We start from the raw sequence: 24,786 nt of genomic DNA, 5'->3' as shown, positions 1-24,786 counted from the left end.
CGTAGAAGTTGACGCTACGTCAAGGTCAAGACCCGTCGCCAGGAACCCTCGTCGGCGAATTCCGTCGTTACTACGTGAGAGGCGCTGCGGCGACCGTCGGGAGCGTCGGTTTCTTGGAGCCGCCCACGGGTTCCACCGTGATGCCGATGGCTGCCGCGCTGGAAATGCCGGAGACAACCGCCGGATGGCTCAAGGCTTGGGCGTCCATGAGTCCCTGGGATACGGGGTCGGAGCCGTCCTTGGGAATAAGCCACATCTGATAGACCTTGCCGGCCGGGGGCGCCGGAACTCCGTTCATGCGGACCACCACAGCGTTCTTCGAGCTGGAGATGGACACGGTGGCAGTGCCGCCGCCGTTGACGTTGACGGTGGCTTGCCGGACATCGCCGGCCTGCAGTACTTGGTTCACGGGATCGTTCTGCCCGGCTACATAGACGCCCACGCCCACACCGCCAAGCGCGATTACCGCAGCCGCCGCAGCGGCTGCCACCCAACCACGGACGCCGCCGAAACGTCGGCGATCCCGTCGGTTCCGGGCCGCGGCGAGGTCCACGACGTCGGGGGTAACGTGCATCGTGGGGCCGGCCGGCGCTTCGGGAACGGAAGATGGTGCGGACGCTGTGCCGGTTTGTGCGGTACGGGGTTGTTGCGGGAGTTGCCGCAGAATGTCCTGCAAGAGCCCGGGCCGCGGTTCGGCCTCGTCGGCGAAGGAGGTGGCGAGGGTTTCGCGTGACTGCCTGACCCGCTCAAGGAACGCCGAGCGTTCGGGCGCGGTGGCAATGTAGTTGTCGATTTCCGCTCGCTCGGCGTCGCTCAAGGCGTCGAGGGCATAGATCTCGGCAAGCTCCAAGACACGGCCTTCGGCAAGATCAGTGGCTATGTCGGTGGCAAACATCCTGCGGAGGTGACCTTCCTTCCCGGCATTCTGCTTGTTGTCATCGTGTTCGGTCATGTCAGCTCACCCCCAGGCAAGTCTTGAGTCGAAGAAGTCCATCGCGGATGCGGGACTTGATGGTCGGAATCGCGGCACCGAGTTGATCGGCGACCTCCCGGTAGGTGAGCCCGCCATAGTAGGCGAGCCGCACGGATTCCAATTGCGTTTCCGTAAGGGTGCCAAGGCAGCGGGTGACGGCCTCGGCCTCAAGCCGGCTGCTGGCTTCTTCTTCCACCGAATCGTGGTCAAGGAGCTGGCTCGCAGCGCCATATTTCGCTTCGCGGTCCGTAGCGGACTGGGCCGAGCGGACGCGGTCGATCGCGCGCCGATGGGTGATGGTCATGAGCCACGCGAGGGGACTGCCCGCCTCGGGGTTGAATTTGGCCGCGTTCTGCCAGACCTGGATGAAAACTTCCTGGGTGGTATCTTCGCTCAAGCCCGCATCCACCAAGACGCGCTTGGCCATGCCGAAGACCCGCCGCGCAGTGAGCCGGTAGAACTCGCTGAAGGCAGCCCGGTCACCGTCGGCCATCAACCCCAGCAATTCCGCAAGCTGCGCATTGGAGCCGGCTATCAGGCCGGGGGCCTCGGGGCCTTGCACATTCGGTGTATCCATCACCGTCCAGCATAGGTTGCCCGTGACCCTGGCAGTACCAGAAGCACTGCGAGTCTTGAGAGTAGTCACCTGCGCCCCTTCCGCGGCCGTCGCTTCGCCGGCTCCTTGCTTCGCAGGCCAGGAGCCTGCCCAGGCTGTCGGTGCCTGCATAGGGTATTCGGTGCAGGGGGAGTTTTGGATGGGTGATCCGCGGAGGTGAGCTATCGGGGCGGCCAGGCCATCCCGCTAGAGCTTCGCGCCGGCAAAACCATGCTGACGCCAGGCCTCGTACACCGCGATTGAGGCGGCATTGGCAAGGTTCAGCGAGCGGAGGGACGGCAGCATGGGGAGCCGAACGCGGGCCGTGACGTGCGGGTCCTGTTTCAGCCAGTCCGGAAGACCGACGGACTCGGGTCCGAACAGCAAAACATCGCCCTCCTCGTAAGCAATGTCCGTATAGGAGGATTCGCCGTCGGACGTGAATGCGAAGACGCGCTCGGGTTGCAAAGCCGCCCACGCAGCCTCGATGTCCTTGTGCACCGTGACCACCGCGAGGTCATGGTAGTCCAGCCCCGCGCGGCGCAGCTTCGCGTCGGAGAAGTCGAAGCCCAGCGGCTCCACGAGGTGGAGCTCCGCGCCGGTGATGGCGGCGAGCCGGATGGCGTTTCCCGTGTTGCCCGGGATTTCAGGGGTGTGGAAGAGGATGCGGAACACGTATCAATCCTAGCCAGCGAAAATACAGGGTTGTTCCCGCAGGCTCAGTGCATGCCTCGCAGCAGCCGGGCCAGGACCGGGACAACCACAGTGTTGGGCACCGGGCCTGAACTCAGGAACTGCTTGAGGCCGCGGGCCAGCCCGGAGGCATTGACGATTTGCACCGAACCGAAATCTCCGTCCGCGCGCCGGTAATGGTCGATGACCGGCTCGTGCGGGTTGCCGTCCTGGCTATGGACTACTACCCAACCCGTCACATTCAGTTCCGGGAAGATCTCCTGCATGTGGCGGACGATCAGCTCGAGTTGCGGCGGTGGCACCGAACGGCCGCCATGCTTGAGCGCCACACCGTCCCAGGCGTAGGCGCCCTTGGGCAGCAGCATGGAACCGATCAGCGCCAGGCGGTAGCCGGCAAGCAGGGCGTGATCGATGTGGCTGTCGTCCGAGGGGGAGCGGAGCCCGTTGACGAGGCGTGCTGAGGGGATGGCCGGCAGGATCTGGCGGCTGATGAGCTGGACTGTCCGCATTTCGCGCTGAATGCGGGCTTCGGCGCCGAAGATTCCACGCTTCCGGGGAATCCCGTGGATCTGCAGGGCGGCCTCGCCCTTGGAGAGCAGGGGCACCTCGAGGGGATCATCGAAAGGCGGGACATAGACGGGAGCGTCTCCGGCGGTGTTGCGCGGGGCATTCGGCCGGTGGACCCCGGTGGTGCGGGTTTCCGATCCGGGGGCGCCGGCCCCGCCGTAGTCCGGTCTTTGCGTTGGGAAGGGGGTCGACCTGCCCGAAACGCCGCTCGCATAGCGGCGGTCGTACTCCGCACGTCGTTTGGGATCAATCAGGGTCTCGTAAGCGAGCGTGACCTGTCGAAAGACTTCAGGATCACCGCCATGGTCCGGGTGGGCGTTCCTCGCAGCCTTTCGGTAGGCCACTTTGATCTCCTTGTCCGTCGCTGTGACGGGAACCCGGAGGATCTGATAGTGGGAACTGCTGCCCTGAGCCAACCACGGGCCTTTCTCTGGGATTCTGAAGATTCCCGCCGCCCCGGTGCGGAGTGGCGATCTTGGCAAGTCTAGCCAGCCCACCATGAGAACGACGGCGGCCCGGGCTTTAGTTCCCCGGGTCCCGCCCGTGCCGGTGGCATGATTCATGCTGTGAACTCCTCGGCCGGCCCCAATCATCCCTTTGAGCTACCAGGCGCCGGCACTGAAGGCCTGAATGGCTCGCCCCGCCGGAGGATCGTGCTGGCGGTCAATCCCGCTGCAGCGTTTGGCCGGCACGCCCTTGCCGGGGACGAAGCCGCCCGCTGCCTCCGCGCCGCGGGTCTCGACGTCGTCGTACTTCGGCGCAACAGCATGGACGCCCTGCGGGAAGCGGTAGACGAAGCGCTTCGCGCAGGCGCCGGAGCCTTGGTGGTGGTGGGTGGCGACGGCATGGTCCATTTGGGCGTCAACTCTCTTGGCAGGACCGGGTTGCCGCTCGGGATTGTTCCCGTGGGTACGGGAAACGACGTAGCCCGGATGCTTGGACTGCCTTTGCAGGACATCGCGGGATCGTGTGCCCGCGTGATCTCGGCGCTCGCCGACGGCGGCCGGGTCCTCGACGCAGGCCGCATCACCGCTGGCGGACGGACCATATGGTTCGCCGGGGCCGTATCCGCGGGATTCGACGCCGCTGTCAATGAACGGGCCAACTCCTGGAGGTGGCCCCGCGGTACGCTCCGCTACACGCTGGCGATGCTCCGGGAGCTCGGATCGTTCCGGGCCATCAACTACACCGTGACGGCCGACGGCGCGGCATCGAGGGAGGGCGCCATGCTGATTTCGGTGGCCAACGGCCAGTCGATCGGCGGTGGGATGCGCATCGTCCCGGATGCCGCGCCCGACGACGGGTTGCTGGATCTGTTTATCGTCAAGCCTTTGTCCCGGCTAGCCTTCCTTGCGGTCTTCCCGAAGGTCTTCTCCGGCCGGCATACCTCGCACCCGGCGGTGGAAATCCGCCGGGTCCGCTCAGTGCGCCTTGCCGCCGAGAACGTGGTGGCCTACGCCGACGGTGAGCGGATCGGACTCCTTCCCGTGGAAATCGACGTGGTTCCGGGCGCCCTGCGGGTCCTGGCCTGACCAGGCCGGTCAGCGACGGGCGGCCACGGCCAAGCGGTTGAGCGCGAGTGCGCCCACGAGCAGTCCGAAGTCGCGGAGGGCGACGTCGAAGAAGTTCCCGAGCACCAGCAGGTTCACGATGATGCCCAGAAGCCACACGGCCACCAGGAGCGAGCCGAAGCGCGGACGCACAGCTACCGCAATGCCGGCCACAATCTCCACGACGCCCACGATGTACATGAAGGTCTGGGCCGGGACCGGAATCACGGAGGTGGCCGCGGGGGCCAAGTAGATCGTCCAGTGGGTGAGTAGGTTGGCGAACTTGTCCAGGCCGAAAATGATCGGCGCCACGGTGAACACGGTCCGAAGGAGCAGGAATGCCTGCCGCTGGGGATCCATGGACATCAGCGATCCGGTTTTCGCTTGAGCTGGGGATGATGCGGTGTTCATGATTGCTTCTTTCTAAAAATGGATAATTTGATTTTAGAAAGTTCGGAAGGATTAAGCAATGAGTGTTGATTTTAGAGTTAAGCTGGATGCATGACCGGACTTCCCTGGCTGCGTCGACTCTCCGCTGTGGCATCCCTCGACGACGGCAACCGCCGCCGCTTGTACGAGCACGTCTGCGCCGCAAGCGATGCAGTCAGCCGCGACGACGCCGCGATGGCTCTCGGGCTTCCCCGCAGCACTGCCTCCTTCCACCTGGACCGGTTGGTCCGCGACGGGCTCCTGAATGTTGAATTCCGCAAGCTCGGGGGCAAGGTTGGTCCGGGTTCCGGGCGCCCCGCGAAGCTGTATGCGCCCGTCATTGATGAGATCGGCGCCTCTGTTCCGGAGCGCCACTATGACCTCGCCGGGGAAGTGATGGCCTCTGCCATCCAGGACTTGATGGCGAAGGGTGGTTCCCCGCGGGAAGCGCTCCTCGAAACCGCCTACGCCCGGGGCCGCGAGGCCGGCAGTACGGAGCCGCACTTCGAGGATGTCCTGGCGAGCTATGGTTACAGGCCGGAAGCTGACGACGACGGCGGGTACTCCTTGGTCAATTGCCCGTTCCACAGGCTGGCCGAAAGCCACACGAACGTGGTCTGCGCCATGAACGGCGCCTTCCTGAGCGGAGCGGCAGCCGCGTGCGGAATTGCCGAGGACCGGATCGCCGATGACAACCGCGAAGGCCATTGCTGCGCAAGGATCCTTCCGACATCGTGATCCGTCCCGCGGATTAGGGGAGCGGCCTAGGGGGGTCTGCCTGGGCAGGCGCCTTCCGCGCCGGAGCCTGAATTCGCGGGCCTCGATAGACTTGGGTGGTGCCTGTTTACCTGGACCATGCCGCCACCACGCCCCTTGCTGCAATTGCCCTCACTGCCATGACCCGCGAGCTGGCACGGACCGGCAATCCGTCGTCGTTGCACGCTTCCGGACGGCGTGCCCGGCGATCCGTGGAAGACGCGCGCGAGGCCATTGCGGCAGCGGCCGGGGCGCATCCTTCCGAGCTCATCTTCACGTCCGGAGGCACCGAGGCTGACAACCTTGCCGTCAAGGGGATGTATTGGGCCCGCCGCGACGAAGATGGCCGGCGCAAGCGGATCCTTTGCTCCGCGGTCGAGCACCATGCGGTGCAGGACACTGTCGAATGGCTTGAACGGCACGAAGGGGCCGAAGCGGTGTGGCTCCCCGTCGATTCCCAGGGCGTTGTGCGGCTGGACGCTGTGCGGGCGGAGATCGAACGTGATCCGGGATCGGTGGCCCTGGTCACCGTCATGTGGGCAAATAACGAGGTAGGCAGCATCCAGCCCGTCAAGGAGATCGTGGAAATCGCCGCCGCCCACGGCATCCCCGTGCACTCGGACGCAGTCCAGGCGTTCGGATCGATTCCCCTCAGCTTCCGCGAATCAGGGCTCGCCGCGATGTCGGTTTCCAGCCACAAAATCGGCGGACCCGTGGGCGTGGGCGCCCTCTTCCTGGGGCGGTCCACCAAGGTAACTCCGGTCCAGCACGGAGGAGGGCAAGAGCGCGATGTCCGCTCGGGAACCCTGGATACGGCGTCGATCGCGGCATTTGCCGCCGCAGCAGAGTCAGTCGCTCAAAACCTGGTGGCAGAGCGCGAGCGAATCAGCGTCTTGCGGGACCGGATCATCGACGGCGTCAAGGTTGCCGTTCCCGAGGCGGTGTTGCGCGGAACTCCCGGCGACGCCCGGCTGCCGGGCAACGCGCATTTCACGTTCCCGGGCTGTGAAGGTGATTCCTTGCTGTTCCTCCTGGACCTCGCGGGCATCGAATCGTCCACCGGATCCGCCTGCACTGCGGGAGTCCCCAGGCCCTCGCACGTCTTGCTGGCCATGGGGCTGGATGAGGACACTGCCCGCGGGGCACAGCGATTCAGCCTGGGGCACTCTTCGATCGACGCCGACGTCGACGCCCTGCTCAAGGCCCTGCCGGACGCGTACGCCCGGGCGAAGCTCGCCGGAATGGCCGGTCACGAGTCCAGCATCCAGACCGCAGCCACTGTGGCCCGGGGCTACGGTAGCGACCCTGCCAGCGGCCCGGCAGGCGATCAGGTCCCGGGCAACAACTGATCCAGCGGAACGGCAGGATCAGTCAGGCGGTCCACGTCTACCGGGATGCGCCCCGAAATCAGTGCCTTGACGGGCTTCTGTACCCGTTGCTGGTTGACACTCATGCCCGCCACCACGGCGCCGTCCCGCAGCCAGAAGGCAAGGAAGCTGTTCTCCTCCAATGAGCCGCGGATGACGGGTACGGAACCTGCCGCGAGGGTGGGATATCCCCAGTACTCCATCGAGACCTCGAACTGGTCCGTATAGAAATACGGGACCAAGTCGAGCAGGGCGTCCTGTCCCAGCATCGCTTTGGCAGCGACCTTGCCGCCGTTGAGGGCGTTGAACCAGTGCTCGCTGCGGTGGTGCTCGCCGGTGAACGGGTGGAGGGCATTGGCGACGTCGCCAGCCGCGAACACGTCCGGACTGCTGGTCCGGAGCGAAGAATCCACCACGATTCCGTTCCGGATGTCCAGGCCGGCGGCTTCGGCCAGGGCGGTGTCCGGTGCGACGCCGACGGCCACCACCACGAGGTCGGCAGGGAGGACCTCGCCGGAGTCGGTGACAACGGCGGTCGCCACGCCCCCAACGCCGGTGATTTCCGCTGCGCTCGCGGGGAGTCGGAACTGTACGCCGTGCTTTTCGTGCAGGCTCCGGAAGAAACCGCCCAATTCGGGGCCGATGGCCATGCTGAGCGGCACATCTTCCAGGCCCATCAGCGTCACGGTGTTGCCATATGTGCTGGCGGCCGCGGCAAGCTCCATGCCGATCCAACCCGAGCCGACCATCACCACATGCCGGCCTCCGCCTGACAGCTCTTCCTTGAGCCTGCGCGAGTCATTGAAAGTCCGGAACGTCATCACACCGGCAAGATCGGAACCGGGGAGCGGAATCCGGCGCGGCTGCGCCCCCGTGGCGATAAGGAGCTTGCTGAACTGAAGCTCGGTTCCTGAACCCAGCTGTACCGTGTGGGCGGCAGGATCGGCAGCCGCGACGGAATCTCCAAGGAGGAGCTCGACGTCGTTCTCCAGGTACCAGCCGGCCGCCAGCACCGGGACGGTATCCTCGCCGGCTTTGCCCAGGAGGAACTCCTTGGAGAGGGGAGGGCGCAAGTAGGGCCGCTCATTCTCGGCGCAGACCACGGTGATGCGGCCCTGGAAACCTTCGGAGCGCAGGGTCTTGGCAGCCGTCGCGCCGGCCAGCCCGCCGCCTGCAATGACGATGTGTTCAGTGTCCATGGTGACTCGATTCGCGAGGCGTGGGCGGTTCGCTTGGGCAGTCCGCGTGTGCGTGAAAGCAGCACGCGGTCGCAATCTAAAACTGTTAGTTTTGACTTTAGAATCGTCCGCGACGGTGGTCAAGGCATTTTTGGGGCGGATTCCCGCGGACGCTAGAATGGTTGGGCGCGCTTACTCTCTTCAGCCGCAATTCTTCTCTCCAACATCAACAGAAAGCCAGCATGCGAGTTCTTGCAGCCATGAGCGGCGGAGTCGACTCCGCCGTTGCCGCCGCCCGCGCCGTCGAGGCAGGGCACGACGTCGTTGGCGTCCACTTGGCGCTGTCCCGCATGCCCGGAACGCTGCGCACGGGCAGCCGCGGCTGCTGCACCATCGAAGACTCCCGCGACGCCTGGCGCGCCTGCGACGTGCTGGGGATTCCCTACTATGTTTGGGACTTCTCAGAGCGCTTCAAGGAAGACGTTGTCCAGGACTTCATCGATGAATACGCCGCGGGCCGCACTCCCAATCCCTGCATGCGCTGCAATGAGCGGATCAAGTTCGCCGCCCTGCTGGAGAAGGCGATCGCCCTGGGTTTCGACGCGGTCTGCACAGGCCACTACGCCAAGGTCATCCAGGACGCGGACGGCAATCCCGAACTCCACCGTGCGGCCGACTGGGCCAAGGACCAAAGCTATGTGCTCGGCGTCCTGACCCACGAACAGCTCAAGCACTCCATGTTCCCGCTGGCGGAGACTCCTTCCAAGGCCGAGGTCCGCGCAGAGGCCGAGCGCCGCGGCCTGTCCGTGGCGAACAAGCCGGACAGCCATGACATCTGCTTCATTCCGGACGGCGATACCGCAGGCTGGCTCGCCGAGAAGATCGACATGACCACGGGCGACATCGTGGACGAGGCCGGAACCAAGGTAGGGGAGCATCCGGGGGCCAACGCCTTTACCGTAGGCCAGCGCCGCGGCCTCAAGCTGGGCACCCCGGCCGCCGACGGCAAGCCGCGCTTCGTGCTGGAAATCCGGCCCAAGGAAAACAAAGTAGTTGTCGGGCCCGAAGCGCTGCTCGCCATCGACGAGATCCGCGGAATCAAGGTGTCCTGGGCCGGCCTGCCCATCGCCGAGGTCGCTACCGGCGCCGAGTTCGACTGCTATGCCCAGGTGCGCGCCCATGGCGATCCCGTTCCTGCCAAGGCATCTGTAGAACGGCACGTCGACGACTCCGGCATCGAGCGCGAAGGCCTCGTGGTGACTCTTATCGATCCCCTTCGCGGGGTGGCTCCCGGGCAGACCATCGTGCTGTACCAAGGCACCCGGGTCCTGGGCCAGGCAACTATCGACGCCGCCCGGTCCCTCCAGCGCGCGGAGCTCTAGGGCCTCGACTTCCCGGTGATTTGTTCTCCGGGAAGCCGCCCGCAAAATTGTGAGCGCTAACGGGATCCTCTTGCCAACGTTCTGACCGGCGTGCGATGGTCGTCCTTGCCAACCGAACGGACAGTCAAAAGTAAATTTTGTGTCTCAACTCACAAAATCAAACGTTTCACCAGAAAAGCTTCTGATTGAATCGTGGAGTCAGGAGTATGTGCTCCGAGAAAATTACCCACGGCGGTTCGCCGTATCCATCGAACAGAAAGTTCACTGATGGCAATGAACAAAAAAGCCTTGCGCAGCGTTATCGCGTTCGCGGGCATCTCCGTATTCGCTTTGACGGCCTGCACGGGCCCGTCGGGCGGCGGCGGTTCGGCTTCTTCAGCTGCCAGCGGCCCGATCGCTTATGGCACCACCGATAAGGTGACCGCACTCGATCCCGCGGGCTCGTATGACAACGGTTCCTTCATGGTGATGAACCAGGTCTATTCCTTCCTGCTCAACTCGAAGCCAGGAAGCGCCGACCCCGTTCCGGACCTGGCAGCGTCGGCGTCGTTCACGTCGCCCACCGAGTACACCGTCAAAATGAAGCCCGGACTCAAGTGGGCCAATGGCCACACGCTGGACTCCACCGACGTCAAGTTTTCGTTCGACCGGCAGCTCAAGATCAACGATCCCGCTGGTCCTGCAAGCCTGCTCGCAAACCTGGACAGCGTCAGCACCCCTGACGCCAACACGGCCGTTTTCAAGCTGAAGCTCGCCAACGACCAGACGTTCCCGCAGATCCTCAGCAGCCCGGCCGCGCCGATTGTCGACCACCAGGTCTTCCCGGCCGACAAACTGCTTTCTGATGACGACATCATCAAGGCCAAGGCGTTCTACGGCCAGTACACGATCGACAGCTACAAGAAGAACGAGCTCATCAGCCTCAAGGCCTACCCTGACTACCAGGGTGTCCTGGGGAAGCCGGCGAATGACGCCGCCACGATCAAGTACTACGCTGAGCCGACCAACATGAAGCTGGACATCCAGCAGGGCAACATCGACGTTGCCAACCGAAGCCTCAGCGCCACCGACGTCGACGACCTCAAGAAGGACTCGAAGGTCAAGGTCAACGTTGGTCCCGGCGGCGAGATCCGCTACATCACGTTCAACTTCGACACCATGCCGTTTGGCGCCAAGGCGCCCAGTGCCGACCCGGCCAAGGCACTTGCCGTGCGCCAGGCGATCGCCAACCTCGTTGACCGCCAGGCAATCGCGGACCAGGTCTACAAGGGCACATACCTGCCGCTGTACTCCAACGTCCCCAGCGGCTTCCTGGGCGCCAACGAGTCGTTCAAGGATGCCTACGGCGACAACGGAAAGCCGAGCTTGGACAAAGCCAAGAAGGTCCTTTCCGATGCCGGCGTCAAGGACGTCGTCACGTTGAACCTCCAGTACAACCCGGACCACTACGGCAAGTCCTCGGGCGACGAGTACGCCATGATCAAGGACCAGCTTGAGAAGTCGGGCCTCTTCAAGGTCAACCTGCAGTCCACCGAATGGGTGACCTACAGCAAGGCCAGCCGTGCCGACGAGTACCCGCTGTTCCAGTTCGGTTGGTTCCCTGACTTCAGCGACCCCGACAACTACCTGACCCCGTTCTTCCCGAACGGTGGCTTCTTGAAGAACCACTTCAACGACCCCGCCGTGACGGACCTGATCAACAAGCAGCTGACCACCACGGACAAGTCGGCTCGCGAATCGACCATCAAGGACGCCCAGAACGCTTTGGCAAAGGACATTTCCACTTTGCCGCTGCTCCAGGGTGCCCAGGTTGCCATCTCGGCGCAGGGCGTGAACGGCGTCGACAAGACGCTTGACGCTTCCTTCAAGTTCCGATTGGGAACTATTTCAAAGTAAGCAGCCGGTAGGGGGAGGCGGGTGCCAACAGGTGCTTTGCCTCCCCTTATTGCTGATTGCCTCACATATGAGCAAAACCCCGCGCGATCCGCGGGCAATGAACTTTAGGTAGCAATGACAACACTAATAGAGGTGCCCGACGTCGAACCGGACGCGGTCGCTCCCAAAAGCAAATCAGCGGGCGGGGGTCTGGGCAGGTATATCGTGATCAGGTTCTTCCTGATCATTCCCACGATCTTCATCCTCGTGACTCTGGTTTTCTTCCTCATGCGGGTCATCGGAGACCCCATCACCGCAGCGCAGGGCGGCCGGCTTCCTCCGGATGTCCTGGCGCAGCGAATCCACGACGCCGGTTACGACCGGCCGATCATCCTCCAGTACTTCGAATACCTGGGCCAGTTGGTCACAGGCAACTTCGGCACCACGATCACGGACCGGCGCCCCGTCGTCGAAATGCTGTCGACCTTCGGTGCAGCCACCCTTGAACTGTCCATCAACGCGCTGATCGTGGCGCTCGCGGTCGGCATCCCGCTGGGCATGATTGCCGCGCAACGGCGCGACAAGGCAACAGATGCCTTCCTGCGATGCTTCGCCATCCTCTGCTACGCCACTCCGGTCTTCTTCTCCGGACTCCTCCTCAAGCTGACGTTCTCCGTCTGGCTCGGCTGGCTCCCCGTGGCCGGGCGCGTGTCCACGCGCACTGAACTGGCCATGGGCCAACTGGCCGCTCCCACCGGCATTTATTGGCTCGACGCCCTGCGCAGCGGCAATTTCAACGCACTCGGCGACGTCGTGTCGCACGCGGTGCTTCCCGCTGTTGCCCTGGGTCTCCTGACCGCCGGTGTCTTCCTGCGCCTCGTCCGTACGAACGTCATCGGAACGCTTGGCAAGGATTACGTCGAGGCCGGCCGTTCCCGTGGCGTCAGCGAGTTCCGGCTCGTGACAAAGCACGCCTACAAGCCGGCGCTCATCCCCATCATCACCGTCATGGGCTTGCAAATCGCCCTGTTGCTCGGCGGAGCGGTGCTCACCGAGACCACCTTCGAATGGAAGGGACTCGGCTACCAGTTGGTCCAGTACCTGAACGCAAGGGACTTCGTGGCGGTCCAGGGCATCGTGGTGCTGTTGGCCGTCATCGTCGCATCTACCAACTTCGTCGTGGACGTCGTCGCCGCGCTGATCGACCCGCGAGTGAGGTACTGACATGAGCACTGCAGCAATTTCAGGACGGAAGAAGTCCTTCCTGTCCGGACTCCCTGTCATTTCCCACGTCAACAAGAGCGTTGGACTCCAGCGGGGCATGCTCATCACCGGGCTTGTCCTGACCGGGCTCTTCCTCCTCTCCACCGTGCTCGCGCCGTTCATCGCGCCTTACGGCTATTCCCAACTGAGTGACGCTTCCGGTTCGTTCCCCACCCAGGAGGCCCCCAGCAACAAGCACCTGCTCGGCACCACTGTCGGCGGCTATGACGTCCTCTCCCGCGTCCTGTGGGGTTCACAGACCGCCGTCACCGTGATCGTCGTCGCCGTGGCGATGTCCATCTTCCTCGGTGTGGCGCTGGGCCTGCTCAGTGGTTACTTTGGCGGCTGGCTGGACCGGGTGCTGGTAGTCATTGCCGATGCCATTTATGCCTTTCCTTCGCTGCTCTTGGCGATCGTCATGTCCATCGTCATCAGCCGTGGCCAGTCGAGCTTCTGGGGCGGCATCCTCGCCTGCGCCTTCTCGATCACCGTGGTGTTCGTTCCACAGTATTTCCGCGTGATCCGGGCCGAAACCATCAGGCTCAAGGCCGAGCCGTTCGTGGAATCGGCCATGGTCCTGGGCGCGTCCAGCCTCCGGATCATCACCCGGCACATCTTCAAGAACGCCACCAGGACACTTCCGCTGATGTTCACCCTGAACGCCTCCGAAGCGATCCTGACCCTTGCCGGCCTGGGCTTCCTGGGCTTCGGCATTGAACCGTCCTCAGCCGCAGAGTGGGGCTTCGACCTCAACAAGGCCATGGCAGACGCGTCCTCCGGCATTTGGTGGACTGGCGTCTTCCCCGGCATCGCGATCGTCCTCACGGTGCTGGGACTGACCTTGGTCGGCGAGAGCATCAACGATCTCAACGATCCCCGCCTACGCGGTCGCAAGCGTGCCGGGGGCAAGGCCTCCCGCTCCAAGGCCGCGGCAGGAAGCGACGGCAAGAACACAGGGGCCACCACCGCTCCTGAACCAGAAGCAGGTAAGGCATGACCACCAACATCGGCAACATTTCGGACCAGCCGCTGCCATCCGGGCAGCCAGTCCTGGACATCGAACGGCTCAAAGTCACCTTTGCCACGGACAGCGGCGACGTCTACGCGGTCAAGGACGTCAGCCTCGAGGTCAAAGCCGGCGAAGTGCTGGCGATCGTGGGGGAGTCAGGTTCCGGCAAGACCGTCACGGCCAAGACCATCCTCGGATTGCTCCCGGAAACAGCCATCAGCTCGGGAGCCGTGCTGATCAACGGCAACAATGTCATCAGCGTCAGCGCGTCCAAACTGCGCAAGATCCGTGGCCGTGACGTGGCGATGGTCTTCCAGGAACCGTCAACGGCCCTGAACCCGGTGTTCACAGTCGGCTGGCAGATCGCCGAAGGCATCCGGGCCCATGCCTCGGACGGACACCGCGTCTCGGCCAAGGAAGCCAAGAAACGGGCCACCGAAGCCCTGCGGAAGGTGGGTATCCCCGATCCAGAAATCCGCGTCAACTACTATCCCCACCAGCTTTCCGGAGGCCAGAAGCAACGCGTAGTCATCGCGGCTGCGCTCGCCTTGAACCCGGGTTTGATCGTGGCGGACGAGCCGACGACGGCCCTGGACGTCACGGTCCAGGCCGAGATCCTGCAGTTGCTCCGGGACCTGCGGGACAAGTACGGCACCTCGATTGTGCTCATCACGCACAATATGGGTGTCGTGGCCGACCTGGCCGACCGCGTCGTGGTCATGTATCAAGGCGACGTCGTCGAAGAGGCCACCGCCAAGGTCCTCTTCGCCGAGCCCAAGCAGGAGTACACCAGGAAGCTGCTGGCCGCCGTGCCGCACCTCGGCCGCAATTCAGCGTCCGAAGGGGCCACCGAACGGATGCACCAAACCGGAAAGGTCCTGGTTGAGGCCAAGAACCTCACCATCGAGTATCCGGGCCGCCTCGGCAAGCCAGGGTTCAAGGCCGTGGACAACGTCAGCTTCACGGTCTCCGAGAACGAGGTCTTTGGCCTGGTTGGCGAGTCCGGTTCCGGCAAGTCCACCATCGGCCGGGCCATCGCCGGCCTCAACAGGGCGACCGGCGGCAGCCTCAAGGTCCTCGGCTACGAAATGCTGGGCTTCAAGGAGCACACGTTCAAGCCGCTTCGCAAGGACATCGGCTTTGTCTTCCAGGACCCGGCCGCCTCGTTCAACCCCCACCTGACCATCGGTGAGTGCGTAGCGGAACCGCTGCTCATCCATACCCACCCAAGCCCGGCTCAAGCGCGCCTGCGTGTGGCGCAGTTGCTCGAATCGGTGCAGCTGCCGGCGTCGTACGCTGAACGCTTCCCGCACGAGCTCTCCGGCGGGCAGCGCCAGCGTGCTTCGCTGGCGCGTTCGCTCGCGCTCAACCCGCGCCTCCTGATCGCCGACGAGCCCACCTCGGCCCTCGACGTTTCCGTGCAGGCAAAGGTCCTGGAACTGTTCAAGGACATCCAGGAAGAGTTCGGTTTTGCCGCGCTGTTCATCAGCCACGACCTCGCGGTCGTGGACATTCTCTCCCATTGGGTGGGCGTGTTGTACAAGGGCGAGCTCGTGGAGCAAGGGATCGGCAGCCAGATCATGGGCAATCCACAGCACGACTACACCCGCAGGCTCATCGCCTCGCTGCCGGTGCCGGATCCTGACGAACAGGCCCGACGCCGGGAAGAGCACCGCGCGCTGCTGGGCATCTAGCCCTACATTCCCGCAAGAACACATGCCCGCCCTTCTCCGCGAAGGGCGGGCATGTCCGTTCGGCCGCGGCTATTCGGACACGATGGTGATGTTGAAGAGCTTGTCCTTCGGCTGGCGCACGAAGATCCGGAGCCACAGCGGCATCCACATTTCAAGGCCGCGGGCGACGTCGAGCCCGCCCAGGTCGTGGATGTGTTCCGGGAGCCAGCCGAACTCCCGCAGGAGCGCGACGACGGTGGCTTTCGCGTCGTCGTCGTTCCCCGCCACGAAGACGTCATGGGCACCATCGGCGAGCCTGAGTGGATCAACCATCAGGGGAGCAGTCAAGGTGTTGAGGGTCTTGACCACACGGGCCTTGGGGAAGGAACGCTGGATGGTTTCGGCGATGCTGTCGGTATTGCAGACGGAGAGCGACGGCGGGAATCCGGCGGAAAAGTCCAGCGGGTTGGACACATCCACCAGGACCTTACCCGCCAGGTTCGCCGCACCGGCTTCACTCAACGCCGCGAGCGAGACCATGCCCGGGGTTGCGTTGACCACGATCTCGGCCAGGGCTGCAGCCTGCGCGAATGAGCCGGAGCTTGCTCCCGGACCTGCCTGCGCCGCCCACTCCGTCCCCTTGGGATTGCCGGCCTCCCGGGAACCCATCATGACCTCGTGGCCTACCGCCACCAATTTGCTGGCCAGTGCATGCCCCACCATTCCGGTGCCAAGAACTGCGATTTTCATGCGTGCTCTCCTTATCATCGGCGCGGACATGCCCATTCTGCCCCTCAAGGCTCGGCCAGCACACCCTAGACTGGAGGAATGACCGAGCAGAACCACGCCCTCCCCGACGCCGACTCCTTCGATCCTTCCGCCAGCTCCCTCGCCGGCCGTGTGGACCAGGCCGTCATGGACGAGTTGCTCTCCATCCGCTCCAGCATCGACAACATCGACGCCACCCTCGTCTTCCTCCTTGCAGAACGCTTCAAGGCCACCCAGAAAGTGGGCGTCCTCAAGGCGACACACCAGCTTCCTGCTGGGGATCCGGGGCGCGAGTCGGCCCAGATTGCGCGGCTCCGCCGGCTCGCCGAAGAAGCGAACCTCGATCCTGCCTTCGCCGAGAAATTCCTGAATTTCATCATCAGTGAGGTCATCCGGCACCACGAAGCAATCGCCGAAGGCCACCAGGCTTCCATCGCGCAGGCCTGAACACGTGCCTGCCGAAACCGCGCAGAGCCAGGTCACCGCCACGGCATTGGGTCCTTGGCCCGGCACGGATCCTGCTGAGGCAGCACGGGTCATCCGCGGCGAGCTGGGCAGCCCGCACCTGCCGTTCCTGGCCGAGCTTCCGGACCGTGGCGTCGGCTCCGACGCCCTCGGCCGGACGGCATCGCTTCTGGTTGAGTTGGCCATCGATGTGCAGCCGCACGGCTGGCGCCTGGTTGACCGCCCGGGGAAAGACCTTCGGCGTGCGATGTCTGCCCTTTCGACGGACATCAACGTCTTGGCCGACGTTGCCGGCTCGGAGGAATCCTCCGCCGAGGCACTGAAGATTCAGTTGCGCGGCCCCCTGAGCCTCGCGGCGGGCCTCTACCTGCACAACGGGGAGCGCGCTCTGCTTGACTACGGTGCCCGCAGGGACATTGCGGAATCCTTGGCCGCCGGCGTCGCCGAGCACGTATCCCGGGTCCGCGCTGCCGTGCCGGGCGCGGAGATAGTGGTCCAGCTCGACGAACCGGACATTTCTTCCGTGTTGGCCGGCACTATTCCCACGGCGAGCGGCTACCGCACCCTGCGCTCCATCCCGGGCGAGGAGGCCACGGGAGCCTGGCGGTTGGTGATCGACGCGCTGCGGGCAGCCGGAGTAGGCGAGATAGTGATTTCCGTTCCGGAGATCGAAGCCCCGATCCAGCAGATCCTCTCCTCCGGAGCCGACGGCGTCGCTCTTCCGCTCAAAGCACTCACCACGCGCCAATGGGAACAGCTTGCCACGGCGGTGGAAGCGGGCAAACGCCTGTGGGCCGGCGCCCTGCCCATAGACAATCCGCGGGCAACCCTGCCACGCACCGCCGAGCTAGTGGACACCGTCTGGCGGCCCTGGCGCCAACTCGGCCTACCGGCGTCGAGCTTGGGGGCCGTGCGTGTCACGCCTTCGGACGGGCTGGCCGGGTACTCGCCGTCGGGGGCCAAAGAGGTTCTGAACCGCTTGACCCAGATTGCGGATGGGCTGAACCAGCTCGCGCTCGGCTAGCCTGCTGTCCGGCCGCTTCTAGATGCGCCGTTCCCAACGGTCCGGCTCGGCGTAACGGGGGAGCCCGACGACGGCAGTGGCGGTTCGCGCGGCGGCAGCACCATCCGTCGCGGGTAGCGCGGGCGCCAAACGGTAGTCGAAGGAGCCCGCATAGACCAGGACCAGGCCGACGTGTGGCTGAAGGACCTTCACTTGGATCCGGTGCTTGCCTTCTGCCGCATCCCACCACTGCTCCGCGTAGGCCTTCGCATCAAGGGAAGCCGGCAAAGTGAGCCTCAGCGGACCCAGGAACAAACGCGAGGCGCCCGAGACACCGCGAAGCCGCCCCTCCGGAGTCACATCCAGGTCCAATGCCGTGGCCAGCCTGCGATACCGGCCCAAATAGTCGACCAGACGGGCGCCGCCGTCGTTGGTGGTCTCGGCGACAGTGGTGTCATGGAACAACCGGGTGTGCCCGGGAAAGAAGATTTCACGCCGGGCCGTGAGGCTGGACCGTCCGAACGGATCAAAGTGCGCATGGTTTTCGATGCGGAACGGGACGCGTTCGCCGTACTCCGGGAAGAACGCCTCTTCCCCGGCAACCGTGGCAAGGAGGGGACGGAGCCACTTCTGCCGGCAACCGACCACGTCGAACACGCCCTCGCCGATTCCGTAGGATCCGGAGCCCGGGGCCAGGGAGAAATAGTCCTGGAGTTCAGGCTGCAACTGCCGGAACTTGCCGCCCAGCGCCAACTCGTAGATGGGTGTGCTCATGTGCTTTCCTCGGATTCCGGGTTATTGAGATCTGGACTCGGCGCCTGGCCGGGCTACAAGCGGCCCGCAGCCTTTAGCCGAATGTACGCATCCGCCAGGAGCGGCGGCAATTCCAAGGGCTCGGCGTCGACTACCTCCGCACCAAGCTGGCGCAATTGAGCGCTGACGGCCTCACGGTCCAGTAGAGCGCGTTCGGCGGCCGAGGCACGGAAGACCTGGCTCGCCGTTGTGCGTTCCTCCTTCATCCGCCCCAGCAAGGGGTCCCGGACCGATCCGATCAGCACGACGTGCTGCCGCACCAGTTGCGCCACCAAGGGGATGAGACCTTCTTCGGGGGCGCCGCTGTCGAGCGAGGTCAACAGGACCACGAGGGAACGGTGCGCCGAAATGGCCCGTACTTGGGCCGGGATACGGGCCCAATCCATCTCGATCAGTTCCGCCTCGAGCGGAGCCATGGCCTGGACCAAGGAGCCGAGGAGATTGCCTTTTGCCGCTGAGTCGACGCGTCCGCGGACGCGCCTGTCGAAGGCGAAGAAGTCAACGCGGTCTCCGCCTCGCTCAGCCAGCACCGCCAGCAAGAGAGCCGCTTCCATTCCGGTATCCAGGCGGGGCTCGTCATCGATTCGGGCTGCTGCCGTGCGCGAGGTGTCGAGCATGATCACCACGCGGCGGTCCCGTTCCGGGCGCCAGGTCCGGACGACGACGGCGGTGCGCCGGGCGGTTGCCCGCCAGTCGATGGAGCGCACGTCGTCGCCCCGGACGTAGTCGCGGAGGGAATCGAACTCCGTGCCGGCCCCACGGATCTGCACAGCCGCTTTGCCGTCGAGCTCCCGCAGTTTCCGCAGCTTGGACGGCAAATGCCGCTTGGAATGGAACGGCGGCAGGACGCACAGGCGGCCGGGGAGGGCCACGGTCCGTTGCCTGGCAGCCAGGCCAAGCGGGCCAAAGGACCGCAGCGTGACGTGCGGCGCGGTCAGCTCGCCGCGCCGGGTGGGCCGCAGCCGTACCGCCATTCGCCGCCGCTCACCAGCCGGGATCTCGACGCGCTGGACCGCGGCGACGGTCCCGGCGGAGGGCTGCCAGGCGTCACGAACCAGCCCGCGGAAGGTCCGCCGGTTGCCGTTTTCCAGCGTCAGGACGGATTCCGTTTCCGAGTGCAGGGTGACGTTCCCGGGATCCTTTCGCTGCAGGTCGATCTTGGCCGGCGATGCGGCCAGCAAGAGGTCGGACAACACCAGGGCCAGCAGTGCGGCGGTGGTGAGGAGGACCGTACCCCAGGCGGGAAACAGCACCAAAGGGGCCAACGCGGCGAAAGCCAGCAGCACAAAGCGGCCTGTGATCGCCATTCAGTGCGACCTGTCGTAGAGGGTCATGAGGTGGACAGTCATGAGGCGCGGCTTCATCAGCGCGGCACGGGAACAGAGGCCAGGATGCTGCCGAGGACATCATCCACGTGCACACCGTCCATTTGGGCTTCAGGACGAAGACCCACGCGGTGCCTCAAACACGGCAGGGAGAGTGCTTTGACGTCGTCCGGGGTGACGAAGTTGCGTCCGGACAACCATGCCCACGCACGCGAAGTGTTCAGCAGCGCTGTGGCGCCACGCGGGGAGACTCCCAGCTGGAACGACGGCGCCGCTCGCGTCGCCCGCACGACGTCCACGATATAGCCGAGGATCTCGGGGGCCACTGTCACCCCGGCCACCGCGTCCCGGGCATTTTGGAGTTCGGCGACCCCCGCCACTGGCCTGACTCCCGCAGCCAGCAAGTTGCGCGGATCAAAACCCTCCGAATGCCTGCGGACTACTTCGATTTCTTCGGCACGTCCGGGCAGCGGCATGGAGAGCTTGAGGAGGAAGCGGTCCAGTTGGGCCTCAGGCAGGGGATAGGTGCCCTCGTACTCCACGGGGTTCTGCGTGGCGGCAACAATGAACGGCGACGGCAAGGGCCGGGAGAGTCCGTCCACGGATACTTGGCGCTCCTCCATCGCTTCCAGCAGGGAAGCCTGGGTCTTGGGAGGCGTTCGGTTGATTTCGTCCGCCAGCATGATGTTGGTGAAGACCGGACCTTCGCGGAAGGTGAATTCCGATGTGTGAGAATCGTAGACGAGCGAACCCGTGACGTCGCCCGGCATGAGGTCCGGCGTGAACTGGACGCGCTTCGTATCCAGGCTCAGCGCAGTGGACAAGGCACGAACAAGCAGGGTCTTGGCAACGCCCGGAACACCCTCAAGCAGTACGTGGCCCCCGCAGAGCAGTGCGATGAGCATGCCCGTCACCGTTGCATCCTGCCCGACGACGGCTTTGCCTACTTCGTGACGGACGTCCAGCAGGGCTTTGCGGGCAGGGTCGGACTGGGTAGGAGCTTGCGATGGTGGCCCCTGCGACGCCGGGCCTCCCGAGTAGCCATAGTTTCCGTCGCTGAAGCTGTTTGCTTGATTGCTTTGTGCTTGATTACTCATGGGGCGGTTGCCTCCTGCTCGAGTTTTTCGATGCTTTGTGCCCATTGGACCAGTTCGGATTCGGTGCGGGGCCGGTGGTCCAGCAGTAGCGTCCGCAGCTCCGGTGCCGGCCGGTTGATCTTTCGGGCCACCGCATCGAGGACGGCATCTGCGCCGGACTCGGGACCGAGCCGGAAGTGTTTGGCAAGCCTGGTCAAAGTGCCGGACCGCAGATTATCGGCTGCCTGGCCGACGGCGCGGGAATCCTGGTAGAGGCGGGCGCGGCCTTCGGCGGTCTCTACAGCCTTGACCACCACAGGCAGCGGCTCGAACACGAGCGGACCAAGCCGCCTGCCCCGCCACAGCACAGCGAGCAACGCGATCACCGCCAACCACAATCCCAGGAAGCCAACCCACGGTGGTGCCAATTCATTCAGTGTGGGCGGTCCGCTGTCACCTGGTACGTCTCCGAGGCCCGGCAGATACCAGACGAGATCCGGTGTTGGCCCGAGGGTTCGGAGGGCCAAAGCGGCATTGCCTTCCACCTGCAAGAGATCGTTGCTCAGCAAGGCTGCGCTGCCGAGAACCACCAGCCGGCCGTCCGCGCTGGCCGCGTACATCCCGCCGTCGTTGCTACTAGGCCTGTAGCAGGTCACATCGGCACCTGTGTAGAGGAGTGCGCCCTTGCCGGAGACACGCCCCGCGGCGAGTGGATCCGCTTGCACGCATCCCGCTTCCAACGTTGACGTGCCGTTGGGAACCACTCCGGCGTTATGGATTTCGCTGCTCAGTCCTGTCAGGGTTCGGAGGCCGGGGGCCACGACCACCACGCGGGCGGCCGATTGCAGCAAACTGTGCAACTGGGCGGAGTCGAGATAACCATTGAGGTCATACAAGAAGACGGTGGCACCTGGTTTTCTCGCCAGCAGCGAGGTTGTCGCCGCGAACGAATCGGATTCCGTGACCGTGACTCCGTGCCGCCGGAGGATTTCGGCGGCGGCCATGGCACCATCCGGGGCGGGATTGCGGGCAGAGAGGGTTGCCTTGTCCGTGTTCGCGGGGGATTGGGTCAGGGTGACAACGCCCAGTACCGTGACGATTCCCCCGATGATGATCCAGGCCATATGGCGGCGCAACCAGCCCCGCAACTGCGCGGACCACCGGAGTGTTTGAGTGTCCGGTGTCATCGCGGCACCGCCAAACCGCTGGCGGCCTGCCCGGCGAAATCAGGTTTCATGGCCGATAACCGGGTGTCCAAAACCAGCACGGCAGCATGATCGGAAGCGGTGGCGGCTGCCTTCCCGTATTTCACGCCATCGAAGATCTTGGCCGCTTCCTCAAGCCGCGAACTGGCTGCCCCGAACGCGCGCCCCAATTGGGCAGCCGCCTCATCCGCGGTCCGGCCAGCCTGGGTATCAATGACTGCCCGGTCCTCCGCAGAGCGAACCACGGCGCGGAACTGTTCGACGACGGCAGTTTGCCAGTCCCCGCGGCTTGCCGCAGCAGATGCCCGGGCGCGGAAGGCATCGGCATCAGCTGTTGCCTCGCCGTCGAAAACCTCGGCTGATGTCTTCTTCCGGGCGTTGAGCCTCGGCCTGACCACAATCACGGCAACCACGATGAGGACTACGGCCAATGCGGCGATCAACGGCATGCCGATATTTGGCCCGCTGATGGAATTGCCATTCAAAGATCGGAGCCAGTCGATGAACTGGTTCCACATCTGATCGATCCAGCTGGGTTTGGCCGATGCGTACTGCGGCTTGGACAGTTCCTCAACCGCCCACCGTTGGGCCTCCCCGCGGTCCGGATCGACGGGAGGCTCGGAGGCGGAGAAAGAAACGGCGAAGGACACGGAGGCCGGAATCATCCTGTTGGGGAACCCTGACCAGGCATCGGCGGCCATGATTGCGCACCGGCTTGACGTGCCCTGCGGCGGCCCGGAACGCCGTCGGGCTCTTCTCCGGTCTCTAGAAGCCGCAGCAGTTCCACGTCCAGTCCGTCACGTCGCATCCTGAGGTCCATGTAGATCAGGGCTGCCACGGAGGTTTGGAAAGCGAAGCCGACTGCACTTATGAGGACCCCTACGACCTGCGAAAGCACCAGCAGGACCACGGTTGTCGTGGTCACTTGCTGGGCGCTGGCATGAGGCGAAAAGACCGCCGTTAATCCGCCGGACGCCAAGCTCAGGGGAATCTGGATGACCGACCCGATGATACCCACCATGAAGGCCACCAGCAGCGTGATTCCAAGGATCCGCCACCAGTTGCTGGTTGTAAGGGCCCAGGAACGCCGAAGACCGGCGAAGACGCCAAGCTCTTCTACGGTCACCGCGGCCGGAGCCACCAGCACCTTGATGTAAATCCAGATGAACACGGCCAAGGCACCGAATCCCAAAGGAAGGACCAGAAGCAGCCCGACGGGTCCCGTCGCGCTCAGGATGAGGACGGCGAGCACGGACACCGCCACGACGAACAGGAATGATCCGGCAAGCAAGAGGAAGGCGAGGCCAACGAGCGGCCAGATTCGTGAACGGGCAAGGGACCACATTTGCTTGAACCCGGTCGGGCGGTTTAGCGCCGACCTGGCCACGGGGATTGCCATAACGCCCTGAAGGATTGAGGTGAGCACCATGGTGAGCAATGAAATGCCCATGATCCCGGCAGCAAAACCGATGACCGGACCCAGGTAGTTCATCGCTTGGGCCTGCGAAGTGAAACCTCCTACGGGAGGCTGGCCCATCCCGAGCATGCCCAGCGTGGCCACCCCGCTCGATGCACCGATGATGGCTTGGACAATAAGGGCGGAGCCGAACATGGTTTTGGCGTTCCGGCGGATGGTCTGGAAGGCGCCGTCCATGATCTCACCGAAGAAGAGCGGACGGAGGGGCACGATTCCGGGTTTCGGGGGAGCCACATAGCGGGGCTGCTGGCCATAGGGCGGCGGACCCCCGGCCGGCCAACGCGGATCGACCGGCGCGCCCCACGATTGCCCCGGATACTGTGGCGCGCCCCATTGCGGCTGGGTGCCCCACTGTGGCTGGGTGCCTTGCTGTGGAGGACCCCACTGTGGCTGGCCGCCTGGCTGGGCGCCCCACTGCGGCTGCGGTCCCTGTTCAGGCCGGTACCCCGGATCTGGCTGTGACACGTTTTCCTCCCCAAAAGATGCGTCCGCAGCAATGCACGGACCCCGAAAGGGGCCGTTCGCACCAGCCTATAGTTCCGCCGTCGCGCCTCATAGCCCATTCGCTTGCGGGCTGCTGCGCGCCATGCCGTGATTGGGCTCAACGGGACAAAGGCTTGGTGATAAGGGAATATATAACTATGAAGGCACGCATCCTGGTGGTAGACGACGACGAAGCGCTGGCCGAAATGATCGGCATCGTGCTGCGGAACGACGGCTTCGACCCGGTTTTTTGCGCGGACGGCGGGCAAGCGCTGGAGGTCTTCCGCTCCTCAAAGCCAGATCTGGTACTGCTTGACCTGATGCTGCCCGGATCGGACGGCATCGAAGTGTGCCGCCAGATCCGCGGGGAGTCAGACGTTCCCATTGTCATGCTCACCGCCAAATCGGATACCTCCGACGTTGTCCGCGGCCTTGAATCCGGTGCTGATGACTACGTGCCCAAGCCTTTCAAGCCGGCCGAACTCGTGGCTCGCGTCCGCGCCCGGCTGCGCCCGGGAGACCAGAAGGCGCCCGAGACCCTGCGGATTGCCGACGTCACAATCGACGTCGCGGGCCATTTGGTGACCCGCGGCGGAGAGCGGATTTCGCTGACCCCGCTGGAATTCGATCTCTTGGTCGCCCTCGCGCGCAAGCCCTGGCAGGTCTTCACCCGTGAACTGCTCCTTGAGCAGGTATGGGGCTACCGCCACGCTGCCGACACCCGGCTGGTCAATGTCCATGTCCAGCGCCTGCGGTCCAAGATCGAGCGCGATCCGGAAGCTCCTGAAGTTGTATTGACGGTTCGTGGTGTCGGATATAAAGCAGGCGCCTGAGTCTTCCACCGGCGAGTCCGGCACTGAC

General features: G+C 64.5%; 24 protein-coding genes. 11 read left to right on the top strand and 13 right to left on the bottom strand.

Annotation, left to right across the window (positions count from 1 at the left end; all coding sequences use genetic code 11):
* Positions 1-70: 70 nt before the first annotated feature.
* The 4 genes from NFJ07_RS04485 to NFJ07_RS04470 form a co-directional block, all read right to left on the bottom strand.
* Positions 71-952, bottom strand: coding sequence for an anti-sigma factor (locus NFJ07_RS04485; RefSeq protein WP_269992793.1), 882 nt, complete (start codon positions 950-952; stop codon positions 71-73).
* 1 nt (position 953) lies between these two features.
* Complete coding sequence (gene sigK / locus NFJ07_RS04480) at positions 954-1,550, bottom strand: ECF RNA polymerase sigma factor SigK (protein WP_269992792.1); 597 nt, start codon at positions 1,548-1,550, stop codon at positions 954-956.
* Positions 1,551-1,775: 225 nt separating this feature from the next.
* Positions 1,776-2,243 carry a tRNA (cytidine(34)-2'-O)-methyltransferase gene (locus NFJ07_RS04475; protein ID WP_236811934.1) on the bottom strand — a complete coding sequence of 156 codons (468 nt, stop codon included), beginning with the start codon at positions 2,241-2,243 and terminating at the stop codon, positions 1,776-1,778.
* A gap of 44 nt (positions 2,244-2,287) precedes the next feature.
* Positions 2,288-3,244 (bottom strand): J domain-containing protein, encoded by a 957-nt coding sequence (locus tag NFJ07_RS04470; RefSeq protein WP_269993086.1) that lies wholly within the window; start codon positions 3,242-3,244, stop codon positions 2,288-2,290.
* A 150-nt stretch (positions 3,245-3,394) separates the two neighbouring features.
* On the opposite strand from NFJ07_RS04470, the gene NFJ07_RS04465 reads away from it, so the two are divergent.
* Positions 3,395-4,360, top strand: coding sequence for a diacylglycerol/lipid kinase family protein (locus NFJ07_RS04465; RefSeq protein WP_442865285.1), 966 nt, complete (start codon positions 3,395-3,397; stop codon positions 4,358-4,360).
* A 9-nt stretch (positions 4,361-4,369) separates the two neighbouring features.
* On the opposite strand, the gene NFJ07_RS04460 is transcribed toward NFJ07_RS04465, so the two are convergent.
* On the bottom strand, positions 4,370-4,789 hold the full coding sequence (locus NFJ07_RS04460) for a hypothetical protein (protein WP_269992791.1): 420 nt from the start codon (positions 4,787-4,789) through the stop codon (positions 4,370-4,372).
* Between the two features lie 90 nt (positions 4,790-4,879).
* Here NFJ07_RS04460 and NFJ07_RS04455 point away from each other — a divergent pair, with 90 nt between their 5' ends.
* Together NFJ07_RS04455 and NFJ07_RS04450 are read left to right on the top strand one after the other, a co-directional pair.
* Positions 4,880-5,545: a helix-turn-helix transcriptional regulator gene (locus NFJ07_RS04455; protein ID WP_269992790.1), complete on the top strand. Its 666-nt coding sequence runs from the start codon at positions 4,880-4,882 to the stop codon at positions 5,543-5,545.
* A 98-nt stretch (positions 5,546-5,643) separates the two neighbouring features.
* The gene (locus tag NFJ07_RS04450) at positions 5,644-6,912 is read left to right on the top strand and encodes a cysteine desulfurase family protein (RefSeq protein ID WP_269992789.1); all 1,269 of its coding nucleotides are present in this window, start codon (positions 5,644-5,646) and stop codon (positions 6,910-6,912) included.
* Here NFJ07_RS04450 and NFJ07_RS04445 read toward each other — a convergent pair.
* Positions 6,891-8,129 (bottom strand): NAD(P)/FAD-dependent oxidoreductase, encoded by a 1,239-nt coding sequence (locus NFJ07_RS04445; RefSeq protein WP_269992788.1) that lies wholly within the window; start codon positions 8,127-8,129, stop codon positions 6,891-6,893. The genes NFJ07_RS04450 and NFJ07_RS04445 overlap by 22 nt on opposite strands.
* A gap of 239 nt (positions 8,130-8,368) precedes the next feature.
* On the opposite strand from NFJ07_RS04445, the gene mnmA reads away from it, so the two are divergent.
* From mnmA to NFJ07_RS04420, 5 genes are all read left to right on the top strand, one after another.
* On the top strand, positions 8,369-9,490 hold the full coding sequence (gene mnmA, locus NFJ07_RS04440) for a tRNA 2-thiouridine(34) synthase MnmA (protein WP_442865296.1): 1,122 nt from the start codon (positions 8,369-8,371) through the stop codon (positions 9,488-9,490).
* A gap of 267 nt (positions 9,491-9,757) precedes the next feature.
* Positions 9,758-11,386, top strand: coding sequence for an ABC transporter substrate-binding protein (locus NFJ07_RS04435; protein ID WP_269992786.1), 1,629 nt, complete (start codon positions 9,758-9,760; stop codon positions 11,384-11,386).
* Between the two features lie 114 nt (positions 11,387-11,500).
* Complete coding sequence (locus NFJ07_RS04430; protein ID WP_269992785.1) at positions 11,501-12,589, top strand: ABC transporter permease; 1,089 nt, start codon at positions 11,501-11,503, stop codon at positions 12,587-12,589.
* A 1-nt stretch (position 12,590) separates the two neighbouring features.
* Complete coding sequence (locus NFJ07_RS04425; RefSeq protein WP_269992784.1) at positions 12,591-13,625, top strand: ABC transporter permease; 1,035 nt, start codon at positions 12,591-12,593, stop codon at positions 13,623-13,625.
* Positions 13,622-15,331: an ABC transporter ATP-binding protein gene (locus tag NFJ07_RS04420; RefSeq protein ID WP_269992783.1), complete on the top strand. Its 1,710-nt coding sequence runs from the start codon at positions 13,622-13,624 to the stop codon at positions 15,329-15,331. The genes NFJ07_RS04425 and NFJ07_RS04420 overlap by 4 nt, the downstream gene beginning before the upstream one ends.
* 69 nt (positions 15,332-15,400) lie before the next feature.
* On the opposite strand, the gene NFJ07_RS04415 is transcribed toward NFJ07_RS04420, so the two are convergent.
* Entirely contained in the window at positions 15,401-16,060 is a 660-nt protein-coding gene (locus NFJ07_RS04415) for an NADPH-dependent F420 reductase (RefSeq protein WP_333482035.1), read from the bottom strand.
* Positions 16,061-16,138: 78 nt separating this feature from the next.
* On the opposite strand from NFJ07_RS04415, the gene NFJ07_RS04410 reads away from it, so the two are divergent.
* Positions 16,139-16,525, top strand: coding sequence for a chorismate mutase (locus NFJ07_RS04410; RefSeq protein ID WP_269992782.1), 387 nt, complete (start codon positions 16,139-16,141; stop codon positions 16,523-16,525).
* A gap of 4 nt (positions 16,526-16,529) precedes the next feature.
* Positions 16,530-17,567: a hypothetical protein gene (locus NFJ07_RS04405; RefSeq protein ID WP_269992781.1), complete on the top strand. Its 1,038-nt coding sequence runs from the start codon at positions 16,530-16,532 to the stop codon at positions 17,565-17,567.
* Positions 17,568-17,585: 18 nt separating this feature from the next.
* On the opposite strand, the gene NFJ07_RS04400 is transcribed toward NFJ07_RS04405, so the two are convergent.
* The 6 genes from NFJ07_RS04400 to NFJ07_RS04375 are packed head-to-tail and all read right to left on the bottom strand — an operon-like array spanning position 17,586 to position 23,907.
* Entirely contained in the window at positions 17,586-18,320 is a 735-nt protein-coding gene (locus NFJ07_RS04400; RefSeq protein WP_269992780.1) for a DUF4166 domain-containing protein, read from the bottom strand.
* A 53-nt stretch (positions 18,321-18,373) separates the two neighbouring features.
* Positions 18,374-19,666: a DUF58 domain-containing protein gene (locus NFJ07_RS04395; protein ID WP_269992778.1), complete on the bottom strand. Its 1,293-nt coding sequence runs from the start codon at positions 19,664-19,666 to the stop codon at positions 18,374-18,376.
* A 56-nt stretch (positions 19,667-19,722) separates the two neighbouring features.
* The gene (locus NFJ07_RS04390) at positions 19,723-20,781 is read right to left on the bottom strand and encodes an AAA family ATPase (protein WP_269992777.1); all 1,059 of its coding nucleotides are present in this window, start codon (positions 20,779-20,781) and stop codon (positions 19,723-19,725) included.
* Positions 20,778-21,947, bottom strand: a complete 1,170-nt coding sequence (locus tag NFJ07_RS04385; RefSeq protein ID WP_269992776.1) for a DUF4350 domain-containing protein — start codon at positions 21,945-21,947, stop codon at positions 20,778-20,780. Before NFJ07_RS04385 ends, NFJ07_RS04390 begins: the two co-directional genes overlap by 4 nt.
* On the bottom strand, positions 21,944-22,666 hold the full coding sequence (locus tag NFJ07_RS04380) for a DUF4129 domain-containing protein (protein ID WP_269992775.1): 723 nt from the start codon (positions 22,664-22,666) through the stop codon (positions 21,944-21,946). The genes NFJ07_RS04385 and NFJ07_RS04380 overlap by 4 nt, the downstream gene beginning before the upstream one ends.
* A complete protein-coding gene (locus NFJ07_RS04375) occupies positions 22,627-23,907 on the bottom strand; it encodes a hypothetical protein (protein WP_269992774.1) in 1,281 nt (426 codons plus the stop codon). Before NFJ07_RS04375 ends, NFJ07_RS04380 begins: the two co-directional genes overlap by 40 nt.
* A gap of 176 nt (positions 23,908-24,083) precedes the next feature.
* On the opposite strand from NFJ07_RS04375, the gene mtrA reads away from it, so the two are divergent.
* A complete protein-coding gene (mtrA, locus tag NFJ07_RS04370; protein WP_059387541.1) occupies positions 24,084-24,758 on the top strand; it encodes an MtrAB system response regulator MtrA in 675 nt (224 codons plus the stop codon).
* Positions 24,759-24,786 lie beyond the last annotated feature (28 nt).

This window comes from Arthrobacter sp. B2a2-09 (assembly GCF_027587375.1).
GTDB lineage: Bacteria > Actinomycetota > Actinomycetes > Actinomycetales > Micrococcaceae > Arthrobacter.
Note: the sequence above shows the minus strand (reverse complement) of the source record. Positions and strands in the feature narration are given on the sequence as shown.